Source organism: Dactylosporangium sp. NPDC050588, from assembly GCF_040654975.1.
GTDB classification, from domain to species: Bacteria; Actinomycetota; Actinomycetes; order Mycobacteriales; family Micromonosporaceae; genus Dactylosporangium; species Dactylosporangium maewongense.
The window spans coordinates 1-5,931 of record NZ_JBFAJA010000185.1; the positions used below are offsets into that span (position 1 = coordinate 1).

The following is a 5,931-nucleotide window of genomic DNA, read 5'->3' on the forward strand; positions in this document are numbered from 1 at the left end:
GTGGCTCGGGTCGGTGAAGTCGAACCTCGGCCACACCCAGGCCGCCGCCGGCGTCGCCGGGATCATGAAGATGGTCCTCGCCCTGCAACACCAGACGCTGCCCCGCACCCTGCACGTCACCACCCCCTCGTCCCACGTCGACTGGTCCGCGGGCCGGGTCGAGCTGCTGCGCGAGGCGGTCGCGTGGCCGGAGACCGGCCGCCCGCGCCGCGCCGGGGTGTCGTCGTTCGGCGTGTCCGGCACCAACGCCCACGTCATCCTCGAGCAGGCCCCAGAACAGGCCTCAGAACAGGTCCCGCAGCAGGATCCGTCCACGGTGGACCTGCCGGCGGTGCCGTGGCTGCTGTCCGCCCGGTCCGCCGGCGGGCTCCGCGGCCAGGCGGAGCGACTCCACGCGTACATCAGCGAACACCCGGAACTCGGCGCCACCGACGTCGGGCACAGCCTCGCCACCGCCCGCGGCGCCCTCCCGCACCGCGCCGTCGTCACCGGTCCCGACCGCGACACGCTGCTGCGACACCTCACCGACCTCGCCCACGGCACGCCCACCACCGGCGCCGTGACAGGCCACGCCACACCGGCGGGGAAGGTCGCGTTCCTCTTCCCCGGGCAGGGCTCGCAGTGGGCCGGGATGGCCGTCGACCTCCTCGACACCGCGCCCGTGTTCCGGGACCACATCGGCCGCTGCGAGGAGGCGCTCCAGCCGTTCGTCGGCTGGCGGCTCACCGACGTGCTGCGCGGCAACCCCGGCGCGCCGTCCCTCGACCGGGTCGACGTCGTCCAGCCGGTCCTGTTCGCCGTCATGGTCTCCCTCGCCGAACTGTGGCGCGCCCACGGCGTCGAGCCGGCGGCCGTCGTCGGCCACAGCCAGGGCGAGATCGCCGCCGCCTGCGTCGCCGGGCTCCTCACGCTGCCCGACGCGGCCCGCGTCGTCGCGCTGCGCAGCCAGGCCCTGCTGGACCTCGCGGGGCACGGCGGCATGATGTCGGTGTCCGCGCCCGTCGAGGAGGTCCAGCGCCGCATCGCCGCCTGGCCCGGACGGCTGTCGATCGCCGCGGTCAACGGACCCACCTCGGTCGTCGTGTCCGGCGACGTCGACGCGATCGGCGAGCTGCTGGCCGCCTGCGCGGCCGGCGACGTGCGGGCCCGCCGCATCGACGTCGACTACGCCTCGCACTCCGCGCACGTCGAGACGATCCGCGACACCCTGCTCGACGTGCTCGCCCCGGTGTCACCCACCGAGCCGCGCATCCCGTTCCACTCGACGGTCGCCGACGCGGGCGACGTCGTGCCCGGCTCGGCGGCGTACTGGTTCACGAACCTGCGGCAGACCGTGGAGTTCGAACCCGCCATCCGCGCCCTCGCCGGCGCGGGGTTCACCGCGTTCGTCGAGGTCAGCCCGCACCCCGTGGTGACCGTCGGGGTCCAGGAGACCCTCGACAGCGCCGGGTCCGAGGCGGTCGTCACCGGCACGCTGCGCCGCGACGACGGCGGACCGGGCCGCTTCCTCACCGCCCTCGCCCAGCTGTGGGCCGGCGGCGGCACGGTCGACTGGGGCGCGGTCTTCGCCGGCAGCGGCGCCCGGACCGTCGAACTGCCCACGTACGCCTTCCAGCACACCCGCTACTGGCCCACCCTCAAGCCTGTCGCGGCCCCGGCGGGCACGCTCGACGGCCGCTTCTGGGACGCCGTCGAACACGCCGACCTCGAAGGCCTCGCCACCACGCTGCGCGTCGAGCCCGAGACGCTCGGGCCGCTGCTGCCCGCCCTCACCGCCTGGCACACCGAGCAGCGCACCGGCGCCGCGATCGCGGACTGGCGGCTCCGCACGACGTGGAAGCCCTTCGAACCGCCCGCCCCGAAGGCGTCGGGCCCATGGCTGGCACTGATCCCGGCGGGGCACACCGCGACCGACGGATTCGGCCGGCTCGGACTCGACGTCACGCCGGTGACCGTCGACACCGCCACGGCGGACCGCACCACGCTTGCCGCGGCGTTGGCATCGGTACCGGCAACCGCCGGCATCCTGTCGCTCCTCGCCCTCGACGAACGGCCCCACCCGGACCAGCCGCACGTCACCGCCGGGACCGCCGCGACGCTGCTGCTCGCCCAGGCCCTCGGCGACCTCGCCGTCGACGCCCCGCTGTGGTGCGTCACGGCCGGCGCGGTCTCGACCGGCCCGGGCGACCCGCTCCGCGCCGTGGCGCAGGCGGCCGTCTGGGGTCTCGGCCGCGTCGTCGGCCTGGAACACCCCGGCCGCTGGGGCGGCCTCATCGACCTGCCCGCGAACCCGGCACCCACGCCGGCCGGGACCGGCGGCACGACGCCGGACGGCCTCGACGACGCGGCGCTGCGACGGCTCGCCGCCGTGCTCACCGGCGGCGGCGACGAGGACCAGGTCGCGATCCGGCCGGGCGGGGTCTTCGGCCGGCGCCTCGTCACCGCACCGCCCACCGACGCCGCCGGCGACTGGCAGCCCTCCGGCACCGTCCTCGTCACCGGCGGCACCGGCGCGCTCGGCGGCCGGGTCGCCCGCTGGCTGGCGGGCCGCGGCGCCACCCACCTCGTGCTCGCCGGCCGCCGCGGCCCGGACGCCCCCGGCGCCGACGAGCTCCGCGCGGAGCTGACCGCCCTCGGCGTGGGCGTCACGATCGTCGCCTGCGACCTCGCCGACCGCGACGCCGTCGCCACCATGCTCACCGAGGTCGAAGCGACCCTGACCGCGGCCGGCAGCTCAGACGTCGGCAGCGCGGCTGCCGACAGCGCGGCTGCCGGCAGCACCGGCGGAGGCAGCCCGAGCGCGGTCAGCACAGGCGTCGCCAGCACAGGCGCCGTTAGCACAGGCGCCGTTAGCACAGACGGAGGCAGCACAAGCGCCGTCAGCACAAGCGCCGTCAGTGCGGGCGCCGGCGGCGCCGGTCTGGCCGGACCGATCAGGGCAGTCGTGCACGCCGCCGGGCTGCCGCAGTCGCAGGCGTTGCCGGACATGGACCTCGCCGGCTTCGCCGCCGTCTACGCCGGGAAGGCCGCCGGGGCACAACACCTCGACGAGCTGCTCGCCGGCCGGGACCTCGACGCGTTCGTGCTGTTCTCCTCGATCGCCGCCGCCTGGGGCAGCGGGGGACAGGCCGCGTACGCCGCCGGCAACGCCGTCCTCGACGCCGTCGCCGAGGACCGCCGGGCCCGTGGCCTCGCCGCGACAGCCGTCCAGTGGGGCGCGTGGGCCGGCAGCGGCATGGCCGCCGACGACGCCAGCCGCGACGCCCTGCTCCGCCGGGGTATCCGGCCGATGCCGCCGGAGACGGCCCTGGCCGCGCTCGCCGGTGCCGCCGCGGGCCGCGACGCCGTCATCACGGTCGCCGACGTCGACTGGACCCGGTTCGTGCCCGCGTTCACCGCCGCGCGACCCAGCCCGCTGCTGGGCGACCTGCCCGGCGTCGCCGAGCTGACGGCCGCCGGTACAGCAGCCGCCACCACCGACGGGAACGCGGCACTGCGGGACCGGCTCGCGCCGCTGACCGCCACGGGACGCGACGCCCTGCTGCTCGACCTGGTCCGGGCCGAGGCCGCCGCCGTCCTGCGGCTCGGCGGAGCGGGCGACCTCGAGGCGGGCCGCCCGTTCCGGGAGCTCGGCTTCGACTCCCTCACCGCCGTCGAGCTGCGCAACCGGCTCGGCGCGGCGACCGGGCTGCGGCTGCCGATGACCCTCGTCTTCGACCACCCGACCGCCCGCGCCGTCGCCCGCCACCTCGCCACCGTCCTGCAGCCGGACGGGGCCGGCGAGACCGCCATCGCCAACGTCACGAGCGGCCCGACCGACGAGCCGATCGCGATCGTCGCCATGAGCTGCCGCTTCCCCGGCGGCGTCAGCGACGCCGAGAGCCTCTGGCAGCTGGTGGTCGACGGCACCGACGCCGTCGCCGGCATGCCCGGCGACCGCGGGTGGGACGTCGCCGGCCTGTACGGGGCGGGGCACGAAGGCCACAGCACCACCACCGAAGGCGGGTTCCTCGACACCGCCGCACTCTTCGACGCCGGGCTGTTCAACATCTCGCCGCGTGAGGCCCTGGCGATGGACCCGCAGCAGCGGCTGCTGCTGGAGACGTCGTGGGAGCTGTTCGAACGCGCCGGGATCGACCCCGCGTCGCTCAAAGGCAGCGGCACCGGCGTGTTCGTCGGGGCGTCGCCGTCCGGGTACGCGTCGAACCTCACCACGGTCCCCGACGAGCTCGCCGGGCACCTGCTCACCGGCAACTCGGGCAGCGTCCTGTCCGGCCGGCTCTCCTACACGTACGGGCTCGAAGGTCCGGCCGTCACGATCGACACCGCGTGCTCGTCGTCGCTGGTGGCGCTGCATCTGGCCGTGCAAGCGCTGCGCCGCGGCGAGTGCGCGCTCGCCGTCGCCGGCGGTGTGACGGTCATGGCGACCCCGGGGGTGTTCGCCGAGTTCAGCCGGCAGGGCGGCCTCGCCGCGCAGGGCCGCTGCCGGGCGTTCTCCGACGACGCCGACGGCACCGGCTGGGGCGAGGGCGTCGGCCTCCTGCTGGTCGAGCGGCTCTCCGACGCCGTGGCGAACGGTCACCCGGTCCTGGCCGTCGTTCGCGGCAGTGCGGTCAACCAGGACGGCGCCTCCAACGGTCTGACGGCCCCGAACGGTCCCGCGCAGCAGCGGGTCATCCGAGCCGCGCTCGCCGACGCCGGCGTGCGCCCCGCCGACGTCGACGCGGTCGAGGCGCACGGCACCGGCACCAGCCTCGGCGACCCCATCGAGGCGCAGGCGCTCCTCGCCACCTACGGCCAGGACCGGCAGACCCCGCTGTGGCTCGGGTCGCTGAAGTCGAACATCGGCCACACCCAGGCCGCCGCCGGCGTCGCCGGGGTCATCAAGACCGTCATGGCGCTGCGGCACGGCGTCCTGCCCCGCACGCTGCACGTCGACGCCCCGTCCAGCAAGGTCGACTGGTCTGAGGGGGCCGTCGAGCTGCTCACCGAGCCCCGCGACTGGCCCGCCGTGGACCGGCCGCGCCGCGCCGGCGTGTCCGCGTTCGGCGTCAGCGGCACCAACGCCCACGTCATCGTCGAGCAGGCACCGGCGGCGGATGAGCCGGCCGGCCCGGCGCTGCCGGTCGTGCCCTTGGTGCCCGTGGTGCCACTGCCCGTCGCGGCGCACACCGCGGACGCCCTCGACGCCCAGCTGGACCGGCTGCGCACGGTCGCCGACCTCGACCCGCTCGACGTCGGCTACTCCCTCGCCACCGGCCGGTCCCCGCTGGAACACCGGGCCGTCCTGCTCGGCGACACGGTGATCCGCGGCCGTGCCCGCGACGGCGGAAACGCGATGCTGTTCACCGGTCAGGGCGCCCAGTGGTCGGGAATGGGCCGCGGCCTCTACGACACCTTCCCGGTCTTCGCGGCGGCGTACGACGAGGTGTGCGCCCTCGTCGAGGTGGACGATTCGCGGCTGGATGAGACGCAGTGGACCCAGCCTGCGCTGTTCGCCGTCGAGGTCGCGGTGTACCGGTTGCTGGAGTCCTGGGGCCTGCGACCCGACTTCCTGCTCGGTCACTCGATCGGTGAGCTGGCCGCGGCGCACGTTGCGGGGGTCTGGTCCCTTGAGGACGCCTGCAAGGTGGTCGAGGCTCGCGGTCGCCTCATGCAGGCGCTGCCATCGGGTGGCGCGATGGTGGCGATCCAGGCTTCCGAGGAGCAGGTCCGCGCAGCTCTGGTCGACGGTGCCGAGATCGCCGCGGTCAACGGCCCGGACGCGGTCGTGGTCTCCGGCGACGAGGGCGCGGTCGAGGCGGTGGCCAACGGGTTCGCCAAGACGCGCCGGCTCAAGGTGAGTCACGCGTTCCACTCGGCACGCATGGACGGGATGCTCGACGCGTTCCGCGAGGTCCTCGCCACCGTGAAATTCAACAAGCCTTGGAT

1 protein-coding gene is annotated in these 5,931 nt (G+C 75.6%); it reads left to right on the forward strand.

The window, feature by feature from the left end; genetic code table 11:
- Positions 1–13 precede the first annotated feature (13 nt).
- Positions 14–5,931: type I polyketide synthase (locus tag AB0I21_RS56945; RefSeq protein ID WP_360574346.1), on the forward strand; the 5,918-nt coding region annotated here is incomplete at its 3' end.